The organism is Leisingera sp. G5_S3_59_S7 (assembly GCF_054968485.1).
Map to the genome: position 1 here is coordinate 20,737 of NZ_JBQKUH010000012.1, position 17,264 is coordinate 38,000.

At 65.2% G+C, this 17,264-nt stretch carries 18 protein-coding genes; 11 read left to right on the forward strand and 7 right to left on the reverse strand.

All coding sequences use genetic code 11. The annotated features are described in order from the left end of the window. Nucleotides 1-25 precede the first annotated feature (25 nt). Nucleotides 26-349 carry a HesB/IscA family protein gene (locus tag ACTRWG_RS07970; RefSeq protein WP_008558117.1) on the forward strand — a complete coding sequence of 108 codons (324 nt, stop codon included), beginning with the start codon at nucleotides 26-28 and terminating at the stop codon, nucleotides 347-349. 121 nt (nucleotides 350-470) lie between these two features. Here ACTRWG_RS07970 and ACTRWG_RS07975 read toward each other — a convergent pair whose 3' ends face one another. The 3 genes from ACTRWG_RS07975 to ACTRWG_RS07985 all read right to left on the reverse strand — a co-directional run bounded on the left by ACTRWG_RS07975 (nucleotide 471) and on the right by ACTRWG_RS07985 (nucleotide 3,235). Continuing rightward, nucleotides 471-1,382, reverse strand: coding sequence for a DMT family transporter (locus tag ACTRWG_RS07975; protein WP_462829209.1), 912 nt, complete (start codon nucleotides 1,380-1,382; stop codon nucleotides 471-473). Continuing rightward, nucleotides 1,382-2,443, reverse strand: a complete 1,062-nt coding sequence (locus ACTRWG_RS07980; RefSeq protein WP_462829198.1) for a DUF6902 family protein — start codon at nucleotides 2,441-2,443, stop codon at nucleotides 1,382-1,384. The genes ACTRWG_RS07975 and ACTRWG_RS07980 overlap by 1 nt, the downstream gene beginning before the upstream one ends. A 105-nt stretch (nucleotides 2,444-2,548) precedes the next feature. Then, nucleotides 2,549-3,235: a hypothetical protein gene (locus ACTRWG_RS07985; RefSeq protein WP_462829199.1), complete on the reverse strand. Its 687-nt coding sequence runs from the start codon at nucleotides 3,233-3,235 to the stop codon at nucleotides 2,549-2,551. Nucleotides 3,236-3,511: 276 nt separating this feature from the next. On the opposite strand from ACTRWG_RS07985, the gene xth reads away from it, so the two are divergent. Continuing rightward, complete coding sequence (gene xth, locus ACTRWG_RS07990) at nucleotides 3,512-4,318, forward strand: exodeoxyribonuclease III (protein WP_027237295.1); 807 nt, start codon at nucleotides 3,512-3,514, stop codon at nucleotides 4,316-4,318. Between the two features lie 101 nt (nucleotides 4,319-4,419). On the opposite strand, the gene ACTRWG_RS07995 is transcribed toward xth, so the two are convergent. Further along, a complete protein-coding gene (locus tag ACTRWG_RS07995) occupies nucleotides 4,420-5,586 on the reverse strand; it encodes an FAD-dependent monooxygenase (RefSeq protein ID WP_027237294.1) in 1,167 nt (388 codons plus the stop codon). Nucleotides 5,587-5,688: 102 nt separating this feature from the next. After that, nucleotides 5,689-6,111 carry an RNA polymerase-binding protein DksA gene (gene dksA / locus ACTRWG_RS08000; protein ID WP_036797862.1) on the reverse strand — a complete coding sequence of 141 codons (423 nt, stop codon included), beginning with the start codon at nucleotides 6,109-6,111 and terminating at the stop codon, nucleotides 5,689-5,691. 186 nt (nucleotides 6,112-6,297) lie between these two features. Between dksA and ACTRWG_RS08005 the strand changes: the two genes are divergently transcribed. From ACTRWG_RS08005 to ACTRWG_RS08020, 4 genes are all read left to right on the forward strand, one after another. Continuing rightward, entirely contained in the window at nucleotides 6,298-7,137 is an 840-nt protein-coding gene (locus tag ACTRWG_RS08005; protein WP_027237292.1) for an AAA family ATPase, read from the forward strand. 130 nt (nucleotides 7,138-7,267) lie between these two features. Next, nucleotides 7,268-8,689 carry a DUF2927 domain-containing protein gene (locus tag ACTRWG_RS08010; RefSeq protein WP_245597392.1) on the forward strand — a complete coding sequence of 474 codons (1,422 nt, stop codon included), beginning with the start codon at nucleotides 7,268-7,270 and terminating at the stop codon, nucleotides 8,687-8,689. Between the two features lie 33 nt (nucleotides 8,690-8,722). After that, on the forward strand, nucleotides 8,723-8,890 hold the full coding sequence (locus ACTRWG_RS08015) for a hypothetical protein (protein WP_027237290.1): 168 nt from the start codon (nucleotides 8,723-8,725) through the stop codon (nucleotides 8,888-8,890). 19 nt (nucleotides 8,891-8,909) lie between these two features. Further along, on the forward strand, nucleotides 8,910-10,094 hold the full coding sequence (locus ACTRWG_RS08020) for a vWA domain-containing protein (RefSeq protein WP_259956676.1): 1,185 nt from the start codon (nucleotides 8,910-8,912) through the stop codon (nucleotides 10,092-10,094). Nucleotides 10,095-10,309: 215 nt separating this feature from the next. Here ACTRWG_RS08020 and ACTRWG_RS08025 read toward each other — a convergent pair whose 3' ends face one another. Further along, nucleotides 10,310-10,678: a hypothetical protein gene (locus ACTRWG_RS08025; RefSeq protein ID WP_462829200.1), complete on the reverse strand. Its 369-nt coding sequence runs from the start codon at nucleotides 10,676-10,678 to the stop codon at nucleotides 10,310-10,312. Between the two features lie 183 nt (nucleotides 10,679-10,861). Between ACTRWG_RS08025 and ACTRWG_RS08030 the strand changes: the two genes are divergently transcribed. From ACTRWG_RS08030 to ACTRWG_RS08050, 5 genes are all read left to right on the forward strand, one after another. Further along, nucleotides 10,862-12,292, forward strand: a complete 1,431-nt coding sequence (locus tag ACTRWG_RS08030) for an alkaline phosphatase D family protein (protein WP_462829201.1) — start codon at nucleotides 10,862-10,864, stop codon at nucleotides 12,290-12,292. A 199-nt stretch (nucleotides 12,293-12,491) separates the two neighbouring features. Then, entirely contained in the window at nucleotides 12,492-13,256 is a 765-nt protein-coding gene (gene minC, locus ACTRWG_RS08035; RefSeq protein ID WP_051357831.1) for a septum site-determining protein MinC, read from the forward strand. A 38-nt stretch (nucleotides 13,257-13,294) separates the two neighbouring features. Continuing rightward, nucleotides 13,295-14,143, forward strand: coding sequence for a septum site-determining protein MinD (gene minD / locus ACTRWG_RS08040; RefSeq protein WP_036797507.1), 849 nt, complete (start codon nucleotides 13,295-13,297; stop codon nucleotides 14,141-14,143). Nucleotides 14,144-14,146: 3 nt separating this feature from the next. Then, nucleotides 14,147-14,410, forward strand: coding sequence for a cell division topological specificity factor MinE (gene minE / locus ACTRWG_RS08045; protein ID WP_027237284.1), 264 nt, complete (start codon nucleotides 14,147-14,149; stop codon nucleotides 14,408-14,410). Between the two features lie 186 nt (nucleotides 14,411-14,596). Next, complete coding sequence (locus ACTRWG_RS08050; RefSeq protein WP_027237283.1) at nucleotides 14,597-16,048, forward strand: HD-GYP domain-containing protein; 1,452 nt, start codon at nucleotides 14,597-14,599, stop codon at nucleotides 16,046-16,048. On the opposite strand, the gene ACTRWG_RS08055 is transcribed toward ACTRWG_RS08050, so the two are convergent. After that, nucleotides 16,045-17,217: a threonine/serine exporter family protein gene (locus ACTRWG_RS08055; protein WP_462829202.1), complete on the reverse strand. Its 1,173-nt coding sequence runs from the start codon at nucleotides 17,215-17,217 to the stop codon at nucleotides 16,045-16,047. The genes ACTRWG_RS08050 and ACTRWG_RS08055 overlap by 4 nt on opposite strands. Between the last annotated feature and the right edge of the window lie 47 nt (nucleotides 17,218-17,264).

Here is a 17,264-nt window from a genome sequence, read left to right on the forward strand (position 1 = left end):
AACATCAGCTTTGGAGAGAGACCGTATGAACCTGCCCCCGAAAGTCACCGACCGCGCCTTTGCCCGGCTGGCCGAAATCGGCGCCGCGGATCAGGGCCAGGCGCTGCGCGTCGCGGTCGAAGGCGGCGGCTGTTCCGGCTTCCAGTATGAGATCGCGCTGGATGAGGCGAAACCCGATGACCTGGTCCTTGAAGGACAGGGCGAAAAAGTGGTGGTCGATGCCGTGTCGCTGCCGTTCCTGGAGAACGCGGTGATTGATTTCACCGAGGAACTGATCGGCGCGCGGTTCACCATTGAGAACCCCAACGCCACCTCCAGCTGCGGCTGCGGCACCTCGTTCTCAATGTGATCCCGCCCTTGCGGGCACGTTTCCCAGCGCGGGAAACGACCCGGAAAACGCGTGATTTCCGGGCCGCAGTTATCGCATAATTCCGGTGCCCTTTGCTAGGCGCATGCAATTGATTGGCGCGTCACGGATCGGTCTGCAGCCGCCCCGGATTGCGCAGCCGCGGCAGCGCCGGGGCGAACTGGTCCCAGACCAGATAAAGGCCCGAGGCAATGACGATAACACCGCCGGCATAAGTGGTCGCGGGCGGGAATTCGCCAAAGAACACCGCGCCGATCACCGCCATCCAGATGAACTGCAAATTCATCAAAGGGGTGACGGCGTAGGAGGCCAAGAGCCGCAGCGCCACCACCAGAAGCCAGCGTGCGCCGAACAACAGGAAGGCATAAGCCGCAGCCCAGCCCGCATCCGCCAGCGGCATCGGGATCCAGACAAAGGGCAGCAGCAGCAGCATCACCAGGCAGATGGTCAGGTTGGGATAAAAGACCTGCGCCAATGAGTTACTTTCATACCGCCCGATAAACCGCGCCAGTGTCATGGAAAATGTGCCGGAAACCGCGGCGGCCAAAGCCACGAGATGGCCCAGCGAGGCGGAGGCAACCCCGCCCGGAAACAGAAACAGCACGCCTGCAAAACCAGCGCCAAGCGCCGCCCAGGCGGCCGGGCGCACCGGCTCCTTCAGCACCAGCCCGGACATGGCGCCCGCCAGCAGCGGCATCAGCCCGATGAACACAAACACCTCGGCAAAGGGCAGCAGCCGGAAGGCATAGAAAAAGCACACCGCCGCAACCAGCGTCGCACCGGAGCGCAAGGCCATCGCCCGCGGGCACCGCGTGCGGAAGCCGCCGCGCACAGCAGGCAGCCGGTCCGCCAGCAGGCAAAACCCCGCAACCATGGCACCGGACAGCGCATAGAGCTGGGCCGCTGCGTATTGGCCCGCAAGCAGCTTGGTGATCCCGTCGGCAGAGGCGATCAGCCCGGTATAGGCGATCACCAGCAGCGCCCCGGCCAGGGCCTGGTTGCGGGAGCAGCGCATCATGCCGCTCCCGCGCTGCCTGCACGGGCAAAGCCTTCGAAAAATCCGGCAAATCCGGCGCAGCTGCGCTCCGCCGCGGAAAGAATGCGATGCTGCTCCTCGCTCAGCGCCGCTTCGGCGCGGGCTTTCACGGCGCTCCAGCTGGCGCGGGCCGCTCCGGCATCAAACACGGCTTCAGACAGGCTCCTCAAAATGCTCCCTCCCTGCTGCGCCGACACATGCAAAGCCCCCGGGGGAACCGGCTGCCGGAAGGCCGAACGGCCAGACAGCAGCATGAGCCAGTTGACTAGAAAGTACTCGTGATACGCATCATGAAGTCCAGAAAATTCATCTTTAGCGAGTATATAAGCGGAAACTTGCCCGTCGATCCAAGCCTCCCACGCGGCCGGCGGCTGCTGCCGGGCGTAACGCATGGCGATGCAGATCTCCGCCAGCAGGTCAGCATTCTGGTCGAGAAACGCCACCAGGCCCGCAAATTCCAGGCTCGTCACGGCAGCCGCCGGCAGGGCTGGATCCCGGCGCCCGTACTCGGACAGGTAAAACACGATATGGGTCAGCTCATAGGCGGCCTTTTTGTTCGGAATAGCAAAGGTTTGAGGACGGGAGATAAAGCCGCGGAGCCGGTCGTCCAGCCCCTCGTCCCGCAGAGCGATGCCGCGCCGCGCCAGCAGGCGGCGGGCCTCTGCCCGCTGCAGGTCCGACAGCTCTGCCTGGGCCAGCCCTTGGGCGGAAACCCATTGGGCAATCTGCGCCCCGGTCTGCCCCGGCAGACCCAAGTCCTCCAGGTCCAGGCAGATTGACAGTATAAAGCGGTAGTACTGGCGGAAAAAACTGATATGGCGCGCTGCGCCGTCGTAAAACGGCAGCAGGGGCTGCAGGGCGTCCGCGGCAACATCCGCCCCTGTGCATTCCAGAATGTTGAGAAGCTCGGCGTTTTCCTTGAGCCAGAAAACGTCCTCCTGGCTGCGCCGGTGCAAGGCGAAACCGGCGATCAGCGCCTTCTGGGCATCGGCCCGGGACTGGCGGGCGGCGGGCGGGAAAAACGGGATGATTTCGGCCATGGAAACCTCTTGCGGATGGATACCGGATCGAAGCGGCGCGGCAGCGGCCCCGCAGGCGGAGCCGCCCCTGATCGGGGGCCGGGAGGGAGACCGGCCCCGTTTCGCTCAGCTGCCCGAGGAAAACAGCCGGGTGGCATCACCAGCGCTGGTGCGCGCACCCGCTGCCGGTGCGGACCCAGAAGAGAACAGATGGGTGCCCTCGCCCGTGCCGGCCTCTGCCGTTGCCGCGGGCGCTGAGCCGGAAGAGAACATTTCCGTCAGATCCCCGGATGCAGTTTCACCCGCCGCAGGGGCGGAACCGGAAGAGAACATCTCTGTCAGGCCGCCTTCGGCAACTTCTGATTGAGCCTGCGGGGCTGACCCGGAGGAAAACAACTGCACCAGATCACCTGCGGCAGCATCGCTTTGCGCCGCCGGCGCCGAACCGGAGGAGAACATTTCCACCAGGTCGCCCGCTGCGGTTTCGCCGTGGGCCATGGGTGCCGAGCCGGACGAATACAAACCGGTTTCCCCGCCAGACCAGTACTCGGCCGTTTGCGGCAGCGAGCCTGAAGAAAACAGTGCCGCGCCCTCCCCGGCCGTCAGATCCGCAGTGCATTCCGGCGCGGAGCCGGAAGAAAACATCTCTGTGGCATCACCCGCAAACAGGCTGGTGCTTGCGGCCGGGCGGGCTGCATGGATGGTCTGGATTTTACGCTGAGCAGTCATGTTGGAACCCCATTCGTTTTTGACAAAAGGCTCCTTGACGCTGGCACGGCCGGGATACAGCGCAAACATAAAATGCAATTTCACATTGCATTTCCTTTGATTTTTAACTTCAACTTCGTCGCGTTATTTTTTGTGATTTTTAATTTAATTCAATTAATCCACAGAATATTCACCGCGTTATTCACACGTCTATTTTTGCAAAATAAATATAATCAACCTGAGGGTTATTTTTCACAAACGCAAAACCGGATGATTCGGCGGCGCCTTGGTGATTCGCGGCACCGGTGCCGGGCTTGCCCCCCGGCGCTGATTCAGCGATAGATCGGCTTCACATACCGCAACCTGCGCCGGAGACAAGCCATGAAAATCGCCACCTTCAACATCAATGGCATCAAGGCCCGGGCCCAGGCGCTGCCGGAGTGGCTGGATGAGGCGCAGCCGGATGTGGTGCTGCTGCAGGAAATCAAATCCGTGGATGAGGCGTTTCCGCGCGAAATCTTCGAGGAGCGCGGCTATAACGTGGAGACCCACGGCCAGAAAAGCTTTAACGGGGTGGCGATCCTGTCAAAACTGCCGCTGGAGGATGTGCGCCGCGGCCTGCCCGGCGATGACAGCGACGAACAGGCGCGCTGGATCGAGGCCACGGTGGTGGGCAAGCAGGCGATCCGCATCTGCGGCCTGTACCTGCCCAACGGCAACCCGGTGGAGCTGGACGCGGACGGCAGCCCGGTGGCAGGCGGCAAATACGCCTATAAGCTCGCCTGGATGGAGCGGCTGAAGGCACGGGCCGAAGCGCTGCTGGCCGATGAGATGCCCGCGCTGATGGCCGGCGATTACAACATCATCCCGCAAGCCGAAGATGCCAAGCGGCCGGAGGCCTGGGCCGAGGATGCGCTGTTCCGCCCGGAAAGCCGCGCCGCCTTCCAGCGGATCGTCAACCTGGGCTTTACAGAGGCCTTCCGCGCCCGGCACCAGGGCCCGGGCCACTATTCCTTCTGGGACTACCAGGCCGGGGCCTGGAACCGCGGCGACGGCATCCGCATCGACCACTTCCTGCTGACGCCGCAGGCCGCCGACCTCTTGCTGGATTGCCAGATCGACAAGGACGTGCGCGGCCGGGAAAAACCCTCCGACCACGTGCCGGTGTGGGTCGACCTGGACATCTAGGCGCCGCCCGCGCCGCGCCCCGGCGCGGCGCCCGGCCCAACGGGAGCGGCTCATTTCACAAATGAGACTGCGGCCGGCGGGAGACCCCCGCCTGCCCCGCCTCAGGCGGTGACGTCGTGGCGGTAGATCCAGTCGAACTGGCTGACCATCCTGTCCGGCGCAAAGCGGCCGCCCAGTTTCAGCACCTGATGCGCAGGCCAGCTGAGCGGCGCCCGCAGGTGGTATTTCCAGGCATTGCTGCTGGCCGCCTGCACCACTTTCTCCGCCCGGTCGCGGCGGCGCGACTGATAAAGCGCAAGCCCGGCCTTCACCCCCGCCGACTCCTGCAGGGACCGGGCCAGCACCCAGGCATCCTCCAGCGCCAGATTGGCGCCCTGGGCCATAAATGGCAGCGTCGGATGCGCGGCGTCGCCCAGGATCGCGGTGTTTTCCCCATGCCAGCTGGCCGCTACCGGATGGCGGAACAGCCCCCACAGCAGCACCTCCTCCACCGCTTCCAGCAGCGCTGCGGCGCTGCCGCCGAAACCGGCAAAGGCGGCGCGCAGATTGGCGGGATCGTCCTTGAAGTTCCAGCCTTCCTCGGCCCAGGCGCGGCGCTCCTGCACCGCGACCAGGTTCATCAGGCTGCCATCGCGCAGGGGATAGGCCACCAGATGCCGCCCAGGCCCCATGAAAACCTGCGCCTCCGGCGGCAGGTTCAGGTGGTTCGGCACGGTGGCGCGCCAGGCCACCTGGCCGGTGAACGTGGGATTGCGCTCGCCGTTCAGCGCCACGCGGGCCTTGGAGTGCAGCCCGTCGGCGCCCACCACCAGATCGCCGCCGCATTGGGCGCCATTGCCAAGATGCACAACGGGCTGCGGCCCGGGCTCCACCCGCTCCGCCTTTTGCAGCAGCCGCACCTGCACGCCTTCGCGCCGCGCGGCACCGGCCAGAATGCCGATCAGGTCGGAGCGGTGCACGAAGTAATAGCGCAAACCGGCGGCGTATTCATCGAGATCCAGCCGCAGCACCTCAGTGCCTCGGCGGTGACCGCGCAGCACCACGGCGCGCGCCCGCTGAGAGCACCAGGCCAGGTCATCCGCCAGCCCCAGAGCCTGCAGCACCGCAACCCCGTTGGGGGTGATCTGCAGACCGGCGCCCACCTCGGAGATTGCTTCGGCCTGTTCCAGAACGGTCACGCTGGCGCCCTGGCGGCGCAGCGCCAGCGCTGCGGTCAGACCGCCGATTCCGGCGCCGATAACGGTTATTTTCAGGCCTTTGAGTTCCATGGGCTCCTGCAGATTCTCCGCCTGTTCCCAATGAAACAAAAAACGCCGGAGCAAAAGACCCCGGCGTCATCAAATTGTCGGTTTGTCCGCTGCAGCCAGCGGTCAGTCGTCGCGGTGGACCTTTTCGCGGCGCTCGTGGCGCTCTTGCGCTTCCAGGCTCATGGTGGCGATTGGACGCGCATCCAGGCGCTTCAGCGAGATCGGATCGCCGGTCACCTCGCAATAACCGTATTCGCCCTCGTCAATGCGGCGCAGCGCAGAGTCGATCTTGGCGACCAGCTTGCGCTGGCGGTCGCGGGTGCGCAATTCCAGCGCGCGGTCGGTCTCTTCACTGGCACGGTCGGCGACATCGGGAATATTGCGGGTGTTGTCCTGCAGCCCTTCGATTGTATCGCGGCTGTCGGACAGTAGTTCCTGCTTCCAATTCAATAGCTTGCGTCGGAAATACTCAAGCTGCCGTTCGTTCATGAACGGCTCATCTTCGGCCGGTCGGTAGTCGTCCGGCAGAAACACTTCTTGCTTCATTTCGGCTCCTTCGGTCTGGCCCATAATGCTGGTCATAATTTGCACCTGAACATTTTGGCTCCCCCTCTGCCGCAGCGTTTATCCCTATCGGGAAGGAATGTCACTACACAATAGTGGCGCGGTTTGGTTAAAACCTTGATAAGAACTGGGCGCTGCGGCACCGATCATGACTGGAACAGGAAAGATATGCAATTTCAGGGCACTAAAGAATATGTCGCAACGGATGATTTGAAAGTTGCGGTCAATGCGGCAGTGACACTGGAGCGGCCGCTGCTGGTCAAGGGCGAGCCGGGCACCGGCAAGACCGAGCTGGCCAAGCAGGTTGCAGAGGCGCTGGGGCTTCGGATGATCGAGTGGAATGTGAAGTCCACCACCCGCGCGCAGCAGGGCCTCTATGAATATGACGCCGTCAGCCGCTTGCGCGACAGCCAGCTGGGCGACGAACGGGTGCATGACGTCAGGAACTACATCAAAAAGGGCAAGCTGTGGGAGGCCTTTGAGGCGGACGAGAAAGTCGTTTTGCTGATCGACGAGATCGACAAGGCCGACATCGAATTCCCCAATGACCTGCTGCAGGAGCTCGACAAGATGGAGTTCCACGTCTACGAGACCGGCGAGACGGTCAAGGCAAGGCACCGTCCGATCATGATCATCACCTCCAACAACGAAAAAGAACTGCCGGACGCCTTTTTGCGCCGCTGCTTCTTCCACTACATCCGCTTCCCGGATGCGGAGACGATGAAGAAGATCGTCGAGGTGCATCACCCCGGCATCAAGGACGCCCTGCTGACCGCTGCGCTGACCCAGTTCTATGAGATCCGCGATACCCAGGGGCTGAAGAAAAAACCGTCAACCTCGGAGGTGATCGACTGGCTGAAACTGCTGCTGGCCGAGGATCTGAGCCCGGAGGACATCGCCCGCGACGGCGCCAGCGCGCTGCCCAAGCTGCATGGGGCGCTGCTGAAAAACGAGCAGGACGTGCATCTGTTCGAACGCCTCGCGTTCATGGCCCGCGGGCGGCGCTGACGCCCGCTTGCACCACCCGGCAGGCGCCGTTGTCCGGCGCCCTCCCGTTTTCCTTCAAATTGCTGCCGCATTCCCCTATCAGAGTGGTAAGAGCCGGGCTGCCATGTCCGGGCTGATAGGAGACGCCTGATTGCCTGCTGACGCTGCCCCGGTTTCACACCTGCCCGCTTGCCGTCAGGCCCTGCGCCTGCTGCGGGGCGCTGCCGCCGCAGCGGCGCTGCTGGCGCTGGCCGCCTGTTCCGTCCCCTCAGCCCGGGTGGAGGCGCCGACCCGGGCGGCAGCAGCCCCGGCCGCGCTGCCGCCGGTCAAGGTGTTCCCCGCCCGCCGGCCGCAGCCGCCGCAGCGCTCCAACGCAGATATTGCGCGCGATTTCCTGGACCTGCATTTCCGGCTGGAAGGCGGCAGCACCCTGCCCCAGTTCACCCGGTTCGAAGGCCCAGTCACCCTGCGGGTGACGGGCAGCCCCGCCCCGGGGTTCAGCCGCGACCTCAACGCGCTTTTGGCACGGCTGCGGGACGAGGCCGGGATCCCGATCCGCCGGGTGTCCGGCGACAGTGCCGGCATCACCATCCAGTCGGTCTCCCGCGCGGAGATCCGGCGGGCATTGCCCAAGGCGGCCTGTTTCGTGGTGCCGAATGTGTCCTCGCTGAGTGAGTACCGGCGCAACCGGCGCAGCGCGCGCACCAACTGGTCGCTGTTGCGCAGCCGCGAGCGGCTGGCGGTGTTCATCCCCAATGACACCAGCCCGCAGGAGGTGCGCGACTGCCTGCATGAGGAGCTGGCCCAGGCGCTCGGCCCGCTGAACGATCTCTACCGGCTGCCGGATTCGATCTTCAACGATGACAATATCCATGCGGTGCTGACAGGCTTTGACATGCTGATCCTGCGCGCCACCTACGCGCCAGAGCTGCGCACCGGCATGAGCCGGGCCGAAGTGGCAGAGCAGCTGCCCGCGGTGCTGGCGCGGCTCAATCCGGGCGGCACCCGCACCGCCGCCGTCTGGCTGCCGGAAACGCCGCGGGCCTGGATCGCCGCCTATGAGCAGGCGCTTGGGCCAAGCGCCTCGCCGCGGGACCGGCTGCGGGCCGCCAACCGGGCTGCGGAGATTGCCCGCGACCTGGGCTGGCAGGACCACCGCCGCGCCCTGAGCCATTATACACTGGGCCGGATGCTGCACGTCCGCGAGCCGGAGCTGGCGCTGCAGCACTTCCGCACCGCAATGAGCTACCTGCGGGGCCTGCCCGGCACCCGGATGCATCAGGCCAAGCTGACGGTGCAGCTGGCCGCCTATGAGATTGCCACCGGCAACGGGGCGGCGGCGCTGGCGCGGCTGGGACCGGCGGCGGACACCGCGGCAGCGCATGAGAACGCGGCGCTGCTGTCGACGCTGCTGATGCTGCAGGCGGAGGCGCTGGAGCTGGAGGGCCGCAGCGTCGAAGCCCGCCGGGTCAGGCTGGACAGCCTGGGATGGGCAAGGTACGGCTTTGGTCCGGATTGGGTGGTCGAGGCGCGGCTGGAGGAAATCGCCGCGCTGCGCCCCTCTGCCCCCTGATCCGGCAGTGACTGAACAGAAACGGATAGAGACATGATCGTAATCGCCGGCTTGGTGCTGGGCGCTCTGATTGGCGCGATGAAGGCCCGCAAACGTGGCGGCAACACCCTGGACATGCTGCAATACGGGGCTGTCTATGCCATCGTTTTTGGTATTCTCGGCCTGCTGGCAACCATTCTGACACACCGGGTGCTGGCGTAACCCTGCCGGAGGCTCTGCGATGTTCCAGCCCTTCTTTGAAAACCTGCGCAAGGCGTCCATTCCGGTCAGCCTGCGCGAGTACCTGACGTTCCTTGAGGGAATGAAGGCGGGGCTGGCGACCTATGACATCGAGGCCTTCTACTTCCTCGCCCGCGCCGCAATGGTGAAGGATGAGCGCAACATCGACAAGTTCGACCGCGCCTTTGCTGCCACCTTTGAAGGGCTGGAGGCGATCCCCGCCGAGGCCGTGATGGAGGCGGTGGACATTCCCGAGGAGTGGCTGCGCAAGATGGCGGAAAAGCATCTGAGCGCAGAGGAGAAGGCTGAGATCGAGGCGCTTGGCGGTTTCGACAAGCTGATGGAGACGCTGAAGGAGCGCCTCAAGGAACAGCAGGGCCGCCACCAGGGCGGCAACAAGTGGATCGGCACCGCCGGCACCTCGCCCTTTGGCGCCTATGGCTACAACCCCGAGGGCGTGCGGATCGGGCAGGACAAGAGCCGCCACCAGCGCGCGGTCAAGGTCTGGGACAAGCGCGAGTTCAAGAACCTCGACGGCGATGTCGAACTCGGCACCCGCAACATCAAGGTGGCGCTGAAACGCCTCCGCCGCTGGGTCCGCGAGGGCGCGCAGGAGGAGCTGGATCTGGACGGCACCATCCGCTCCACCGCCGAGCACGGCTATCTGGATGTGAAGACCCGGCCCGAGCGGCACAATGCGGTGAAGGTCTTGCTGTTCCTGGACGTCGGCGGCTCGATGGATCCGCATATTCAGGTGGTGGAGGAGCTGTTCTCTGCCGCGCGGGCAGAGTTCAAGCATTTGGAATACTACTATTTCCACAATTGCCTTTATGAGGGCGTCTGGCGCGACAACCGGCGGCGCTGGGACGAGAAGATCCCGACCCATGAGGTGCTGCGCACCTACGGGCCGGATTACAAGTGCATCTTTGTGGGGGATGCCTCGATGTCGCCTTATGAGATCGCCTATCCCGGCGGGGCCAATGAGCATTGGAACGAGGAAGCGGGCCAGGTCTGGCTGCAGCGTGCGCGCGACGCCTGGGCGTCGAACCTGTGGATCAACCCGGTGCCGGAGAAGTATTGGGATTACACCCATTCAATCAGCATGATCCGGGAGATCTTTGAGGACCGCATGGTGCCGATGACGCTGGACGGGCTGGAACGCGGCATGCGGGAGCTGAGCCGCTAGGCCTTCCCCCTTTTTGAGAAGCCTGTGCAGCCGCGCCAAGCGGCCCTCCCGCGCCCGCAGGTGCGCTGGCTTGCGCCAGCCCCCCTTGGCGGCCTTGGGCACGGCATCCTGCTTGCCGGGGCAAGCAGGATGCGCGCCGGACCCAACCGGGAGGACGGCATTTCCAATGCAGGCCGCACGGGCGGGAGCACCGCCTCGCTTCGCGGATCGGGACGTCAGCCCGCCAACAAGCCCCAGCCGCCCAGAACCGCGATTGGGACGAACAGCCAGCCCTGCGGCAGCAGGCCGTAGCCCACCCGGCGCAGCGGCGGCACCAGGATGCCCGCTGCGGCCGTGGCCGCTGCCATCAGCGTTCCGGCCAGGGCCATATCCGCCGAACCGCGGGCGCCGAGGAACAGAAACAGGGCCATCAGGCCAAGGAACCCTGTCACCAAATGCCAGCAGAGCAATGTGGTTTCGCGCACCGCATCAGGCAGGCTGCGGTCCTGCGCGAGCGGCACGGCGCATTCGCGGCCGCCGACCACGGCATGCACCCCCATCCACAAAGCTGCCAGCGCTGACGCTGCAAGAAAAGTCCACTGCATAAAATTTCTCCGGATCAATGCTTAAGCGGCCTTGGGGTCATCCGGGCCGGGCGTATTGCGCATCTTGACCACGCGTTGCCTTGCCGCGCCACGGGCAATTCCGCCGCAGCCCCTGCAAATCCCCCTCTGCAGCCCTGCAGACGGTTGATTGCGGCAGCCGCCGCACCTAGGTCCTGTTGCTGAATGAGCAGCAACCACTCCATCACCGGCCCCATTCTGATCCTTGACGATCTGCGCGATGGCCAGATGCAGCTTGCGGCGCTGTTCATTGCGCCCAAGGGGCAAACCGTGCCGCCTGTCTCGCTCGACGGTATGGACCGTCAGGCCGAACCGCTGGCGGAATACGCGAGCGTTTCGGTTCTGCGCGCGCGCTTTTCCCTGCCTGCGGACCGGCCCTCCAGCTATCAGTGGAACGGGCAGAGCTTTGAGGTCGCGGGCGGTTTCGGCGGGGATATGCGGATCGCCTATGCTTCCTGCAACGGCGAGGAGCATGGCGACCTGGACCGCGACGGCAAAGAGCGCAACGCCATGTGGGCGCGGATGGGTGCGGAGCACCGCAAGCGCCCCTTCTCGCTGCTGCTGCACGGCGGCGATCAGGTCTACGCCGATGAGGTGACGGACGGCCACCGGCTGAGCGATGGCTGGCCGGACAAATTGCCGCGCGATCCCTCGCGGGAGGATCTGGACAGCCTGCGCGCGCATCTGCGGGAGGGCTTTCTGCACCGCTACCTGGCGGTCTACAGCGCGCCGGAGCTGGCCTGGCTCGCGGCCCGCGTGCCCTCGCTGATGCAATGGGACGACCACGATATATGCGACGGCTGGGGATCGCTGCGCCGCTCCAGCACCTATTCGCCGGTGGGCCAGACACTGTTTGCGACAGCCCGGGAAGCAGCGCTGCTGTTTCAGCACGGCTGCTGCCACGGGGACCTGCCCGCGCGGTTTGCCGATCCTGATGGCACCCATCTGGGCTGGTGCATCGAGGCTCCGGGGTTGCGGCTGCTGGCGCCCGATCTGCGCTCGGAGCGCAGCCGCCGCCGGGTGATGGCGCGCGGCGGCTGGCGGATGATGAAGGCCGAGGTCAAGCGCTCCGCGCCGGGGCAGACCTTCCTGCTGTCCAGCGTGCCCCTGCTGGGGCCGCGGCTGTCGCTGCTGGAGCTGCTGATGGTGCTGACGCCGCGGATGCAGAAGTATGAGGACGACCTGCGCGACCAGTGGCAGAGCCGGGCGCACCGGGCCTCCTGGCGGCGGATGCTGCGGATGATGCGGGATACCGCCGCCAAGGACGGCCAGCAGGTCACCGCCGTGTCCGGCGAGATCCACCTGGCGGCGCGCGCCGAGATGCCCCTGGGCGGCGGCAAGACGCTGCACCAGCTGGTCGCCTCCGGCATTTCCCACCGGGCGCCTCCCAAGGCCTGGGCGCGGGTGTTGGGAATGCTGTCTTGGCTGGGGGATGCCCCCCTGCCCGGCCACCCTGTCCGCATCCGCAAGATCCCCGGCCAGGCCGAGCGCTATGCGGCGGAACGGAACTATCTGATCCTGGAAAGGCAAGACACGCAATGGGCCGCAATCTGGGACCTTGAAACCTCGGGCCAGTCCGAACCGCTGCGGCTGTAGCCGCCGCCAGTCCCGCTTTGCCAACGGTTTTCTGCGCAACCTGAAGCAGTCCGCGTGCGGAAATCCGCCGGTGCCTGCGGCATCCGGCGCATGTCCGCCGAAGCAGCCGCGCCCCGGTTGAACGGGCCATGCCGCTGACGCTACGCAAGAGGAAAAGAAGCCGCGGACCAAAACCGCATTCCCCGAGCAGGAGCATCGCGTGAGCGTGCCGCATCAAGACATATCCCCCCGTGGCGCGCCCCCCGCTGCCACCGTGAAGCCGTTTCAGATCCGCGGGCGGTATTTCACCGCCGTTGCGCTGCGCCCGGAGAACGGGCCGCTGGACCAGGCGTTCTACGCGGCACTGGACGCGCAGCTGCGCTGGAACCCCCACTTTTTCGACGGCGCGCCGCTGATTCTGGATCTGGCGCAGGCGCCCGGCCTGTCCCGCCCGGCAGAGCTGCGGGCGCTGACGGACTGCTTGCGCAGCCGCGGGCTGGCAGTGTTCGGGGTGCAGAATGCCACGCCGGAACAGATCTCCGCGGCTGAGGACGCCGGGCTGATCACCATTGCCAGCGGCAAGGATGCGCCGCTCAACATGGAAGGCAGTACCAGGCCCGGCCCGCGCCGCGAAATCCCCAAAAAACTCAGGCCGCCGGAAAACCGGCTGATCACCCAGCCGGTGCGCTCCGGCCAGACGGTGGTGGCCGAAGGCGGCGATCTAGTAGTGGTCGGGCCGGTGAGCTCGGGCGCCGAGCTGATCGCGCGCGGCAGCATTCATGTTTATGGCCGCCTGCGCGGCCGCGCCATGGCCGGCGCCGAGGGCGACGAGACCGCCCGGATCTTTTGCAACAGCCTGGACGCGGAGCTTTTGGCGGTCGCCGGGCTGTACCGGACAAACGAGAATTTGGAGCCGGAGCTGCTGAACCGCCCGGTGCAGGTGTTCCTGCAGGACGAGCGGCTGTGTGTGGAAGCCTTGGGATGAAGGCTGTTAAGAGGGCTGGAATGAGAGAGGCAGGACGAATGAGCAAGGACCTGAAACTGGAAGAACCGCTGGGCCGGGTGATCGTTGTCACCTCGGGCAAGGGCGGTGTCGGTAAGACCACAACCTCGGCGGCAGTAGGCGCCGAGCTGGCGCGGCGCGGCCACAAGACGGTGGTGATCGACTTCGACGTCGGATTGCGCAACCTGGACATGATCATGGGCTGCGAGCGCCGGGTGGTGTTCGACTTTATCAACGTGATCCAGGGCGACGCCAAGCTGAAGCAGGCGCTGATCCGCGACCGGCGGCTGGAAAACCTGTCGGTGCTGCCGACCTCGCAGACCCGCGACAAGGACGCGCTGACCAAAGAGGGTGTTGAACGGGTTCTGGAAGAGCTGCGCCAGGAGTTCGATTATATCATCTGCGACAGCCCGGCAGGGATCGAGCGCGGCGCCCAGATGGCGATGCATTTTGCCGATGAGGCGATTGTGGTCACCAACCCCGAAGTGTCGTCTGTCCGGGACAGTGACCGGGTTCTGGGGCTGCTGAACAGCATCACTGAACGCGCCAGCAAGAGCGGCGCAGAGCCGGTGAAGGCGCAGGTGCTGATCACCCGCCACGACAAATCCCGCATCGACAGCGGCGAGATGATGACGGTGGAGGATGTGCTGGAGGTTCTGGCGGTGCCGCTCCTGGGCATCATCCCCGAAAGCCCGGCGGTGCTGCGCGCCTCCAACCTGGGCGTGCCGGTGGTGCTGGACGACCCGTCGGCGGCGGCTGCGGCCTATGAGGACGCGGTGGGCCGGCTGATCGGCGAGCAGATCGAGATGCGGATTGCCGCAGATCCCCGCCGCGGCCTGCTGCAGCGGCTGTTCCGCCGGGCGGTGTAAGCAATGTTCGGATTTTCCCTCCGCCCCCGCAAAGCCTCTGCCAATACTGCCAAGGAACGGCTGCAGATCCTGCTGGCGCATGAGCGCAGCGGCAGCGGCGGCGCCCGCCCCGACTGCCTGCCGCAGCTGCAGCGCGAGATCCTGGAAGTGATCCGCCGCCACATGCAGATCGGCGACGAGGCGATCGACATCCGGATGGAGCGCGGCGATGAGCTGTCCAGCCTCGAAATCAACATCGAATTCCCGGGAAAACTGGGTGTGAACTAGGGCCGGGGCCCTGGGGGCTGCCTAGCGGCGGCCTCTGAATTCAGACTGCGGGGCTGCCAAACGGCGGCCCCGGAAATTTTAAGAAAATCCGGCGCAGAGACCCCACCCTTATCCTGCGCCGGGTAAGGGCAGGTTAATCCTGCCCGTGCTGTCATGGGCCTTTCGCAATTGCCCTGCCGAAGGCCCATGACATATATCTTCTCCCCCTCCAGTCCCGGCCAGTCCGGCAGAGCCGCACCGCAGGGCACCCTGCGGCTGGGGGAGCTGCTGGGAGCGCTCAGCCATGCCCTCGATCTGACCGAAGGCCAGCCTGAGGGCCATTGCGTCCGCTGCTGCTGGATCGGCATGCAGGCCGCGCGGGAGCTGGAGCTGCCGCCGCAGGCGCGCTCCGACCTTTATTTCACACTGCTGCTGAAGGATCTCGGGTGCAGCTCCAACGCGGCCCGCATCTGCCAGCTGTACCTGACCGATGATCTGTCCTTCAAACAGAACTTCAAGACGGTGAGCGGCGCACGCCAGGGCATCGAGTTTTTGCTGCGCAACACCGCGCTGGGGTCCAGCCCGCTGCAAAAGCTGAAAACGCTGGGCCATGTGATTGCCCGGAACGGCCAGCTGGCGGGCGAGCTGATCCAGACCCGCTGCAACCGCGGCGCCAGTATCGCCCGGCAGATGCGCTTCTCCGAGGATGTGGCGGAGGGCATCGCCAGTCTGGATGAGCACTGGGACGGCGGCGGCCAGCCGCAGGGCCTGAAAGGCGCAGCAATCCCGCTGTTTGCGCGCATCGCGCTGATGGCGCAGGTGGCAGACGTCTTTACCGCCAGTGCAGGGGCGGAGGCCGCAGCGGCGGAGCTGGAAGCCCGCGCAGGCAGCTGGTTCGACCCGGATCTTGTACCGGTCTTCACCGAAGTGATCCGCCGTCCCGGCTTCCTGGCTGATCTGCAGGACTCGGGGCTGGAGGCAGAGGTCTTTGCCACCCCGCAGGCGCAGCATATCCACGCCGTGAATGAAGACTACCTGGATGAGATCGCCCGGGCGTTTTCGCTGGTTATTGACGCCAAGAGCCCCTTTACCCACGGCCACTCGCAGCGGGTTGCGCGTTACACCGGGCTGATCTGCGACCAGCTGGGGTACTCTCCCGAGCGGCGCCGCTGGATGGTGCGCGGCGCGCTGTTGCATGACATCGGCAAACTTGGGATCTCCAACACCATCTTGGACAAGCCCGGCAAGCTGACCGATGAGGAGTTTGCCCTGATGAAGCGCCACCCGGTGCTGGGCCATGAGGTGCTGAGCCGGATTGCCGCCTTCCGCGAGCTTGCGGATGTGAGCGCTGCGCATCACGAACGGCTTGACGGCAAGGGCTACCCCTACGGGCTGGACGCCAGCCAGCTGTCGCAGGAAATGAGGGTGATGGCGGTGGCCGATATCTTTGACGCGCTGACCGCCGAGCGTCCCTACCGCGCAGCGCTGCCGCTGGAGAAGACCTATGCCATCATGGATGAACTGGCCGGTCCCGGCATTGATCCCGAGTGTTATGCCGCGCTGCAGGATGCGGTGACGGCCAGCGGCTGGCCCGCGGCCACCGATGCGCCCCTGACCGGCGGGGATTGGGAACTGCCCGCGGCAGAACAGAGCGCCTAACTGGCGAGGTTGCGGTTCTTCTGCGCATAAAGCGCCAGCGCCGTCACCTGCCCCGCCACGATGGCCGAGAACATCAGCAGGGCCGACAGGCCGATGCTGGCGTCCGCCATCAGGGTTTCATTGAACAGCGATTGCGTCGCGCTCATCAGCACCCGGCTGCCGGGGACCAGAATCGGGATGCCCTGCACGATGTAGATCGCACCGGTCAGGTTCAGCGTTTTGGCAAGCCAGGTGCCGTACAGCGTGATGCACATGGCGGTGACCCAGGTGCCGACGATCCAGCCGCCGCCGAAGCCGAGGTAGAGCGGCCCCCACATGCCCAGCACCGTAACCGGCAGTGCCCGCACGATATCCACCAGCCGGGCATTGAAGATCACCCCGATCGAGAACGACAGCGCGGGCAGCGCCAGATAGGGCATCCACCACAAAACTTCGTTCACATTCTCCACATGCGGCGTTGCCCCCCACAGTGCCGCGCCGATGCTGACGCCGATGTAGATGCCGATGAAAAGTTTCATCAGCACGAAGATCGACTGGGCAAACAGGCTGGAGCCGGAGATCACGTCGTTGAAGGCCAGGCATTCCAGGGAGTTGGCAATCGACAGCCCCGGCACGAACAGCACGATGGCGGCGATGCAGGTGCCCCAGACCGGAACCTCCACCCCCATGCTGCTGACCAGCGACACCGCCAGCCCCGCTACCAGCGCCGACAGAAATTCGACCAGGATCACCCGGTCGCCGCGGCAGAACAGCTGGCAGAGCCAGACCAGAAAACCCAGCACCGCCGACAGCGCAATGGTGGTGAGCGCGCTGCCGATCAGGGTCAGGAAGGCAGGCGGAATGGCAATATTGGCCAGCATGATCAGCCAGGCAGGATAGCGGCCCGGCTCCTCGATCCCCGGGTCCTCCACCGCGTTGATGCGGATGATGGTGCGCGCCAGCAGGCTGAGGTTGATCTGGGCGGGTTCCAGGCGGCGGATGATGAACTGGTTGTCCTCATCCGGGAACTGGCAGGAGATAGAGGTGGGAGTGGCCTGCACGATCACATTGATGCCCTGCTTTCTGGCATAGAACTGCAGGTACTTCTCGATCTTGTAGGGCGCGCAGCCGCTGCGGTGCAGGGTCTCGCCTGTGTCTGCGATGTTGCGGAGCTGAGACAGGGGTGCCATGTACCGGATGCCGTTGTTCTGGAGTGTGTTGGGGTTCAGCCCCCTTA

Coding starts and splice junctions, on each gene's coding strand:
- ACTRWG_RS07970 (WP_008558117.1), top strand. CDS start 26: ATGAACCTGCCCCCGAAAGTCACCGACCGCGCCTTTGCCCGGCTGGCC.
- ACTRWG_RS07975 (WP_462829209.1), bottom strand. CDS start 1,382: ATGCGCTGCTCCCGCAACCAGGCCCTGGCCGGGGCGCTGCTGGTGATC.
- ACTRWG_RS07980 (WP_462829198.1), bottom strand. CDS start 2,443: ATGGCCGAAATCATCCCGTTTTTCCCGCCCGCCGCCCGCCAGTCCCGG.
- xth (WP_027237295.1), top strand. CDS start 3,512: ATGAAAATCGCCACCTTCAACATCAATGGCATCAAGGCCCGGGCCCAG.
- ACTRWG_RS07995 (WP_027237294.1), bottom strand. CDS start 5,586: ATGGAACTCAAAGGCCTGAAAATAACCGTTATCGGCGCCGGAATCGGC.
- dksA (WP_036797862.1), bottom strand. CDS start 6,111: ATGAAGCAAGAAGTGTTTCTGCCGGACGACTACCGACCGGCCGAAGAT.
- ACTRWG_RS08005 (WP_027237292.1), top strand. CDS start 6,298: ATGCAATTTCAGGGCACTAAAGAATATGTCGCAACGGATGATTTGAAA.
- ACTRWG_RS08015 (WP_027237290.1), top strand. CDS start 8,723: ATGATCGTAATCGCCGGCTTGGTGCTGGGCGCTCTGATTGGCGCGATG.
- ACTRWG_RS08020 (WP_259956676.1), top strand. CDS start 8,910: ATGTTCCAGCCCTTCTTTGAAAACCTGCGCAAGGCGTCCATTCCGGTC.
- ACTRWG_RS08025 (WP_462829200.1), bottom strand. CDS start 10,678: ATGCAGTGGACTTTTCTTGCAGCGTCAGCGCTGGCAGCTTTGTGGATG.
- ACTRWG_RS08030 (WP_462829201.1), top strand. CDS start 10,862: ATGAGCAGCAACCACTCCATCACCGGCCCCATTCTGATCCTTGACGAT.
- minD (WP_036797507.1), top strand. CDS start 13,295: ATGAGCAAGGACCTGAAACTGGAAGAACCGCTGGGCCGGGTGATCGTT.
- minE (WP_027237284.1), top strand. CDS start 14,147: ATGTTCGGATTTTCCCTCCGCCCCCGCAAAGCCTCTGCCAATACTGCC.
- ACTRWG_RS08050 (WP_027237283.1), top strand. CDS start 14,597: ATGACATATATCTTCTCCCCCTCCAGTCCCGGCCAGTCCGGCAGAGCC.
- ACTRWG_RS08055 (WP_462829202.1), bottom strand. CDS start 17,217: ATGGCACCCCTGTCTCAGCTCCGCAACATCGCAGACACAGGCGAGACC.